This is a genomic window from Pyramidobacter sp. C12-8 (assembly GCF_002007215.1).
Lineage (GTDB): Bacteria > Synergistota > Synergistia > Synergistales > Dethiosulfovibrionaceae > Pyramidobacter.
On sequence record NZ_MUHX01000141.1, the window covers coordinates 1 to 225 of the forward strand.

General features: G+C 45.3%; 1 protein-coding gene. It reads left to right on the forward strand.

Going from position 1 to position 225, the window contains the following annotated elements; translation table 11 throughout:
* Positions 1 to 16: 16 nt before the first annotated feature.
* On the forward strand, positions 17 to 225 hold a 209-nt coding region (locus tag B0D78_RS13640; RefSeq protein WP_446737336.1), incomplete at its 3' end, for a leucine-rich repeat protein.

A 225-nucleotide genomic window follows, 5' to 3' on the forward strand; every position in this document is an offset into this window, starting at 1 on the left:
GGACAGCGTAACGGAAATCGGCGAATTTGCGTTTAGTGATTGTTCGTCATTAGAGAGCGTTACGATTTCAAAAAACGCTAAGATAATCGGTAGCATGGCTTTTTACGGATGTAAAAGCCTGAAAACCATTGAGTTCCCGTCCACGCTCGACTGCATTGAAGAATACGTTTGCGAGCAATGCGAAAGCCTGAGCAGGGTTGTGATTCAAAGCGGCACGACCAAAAT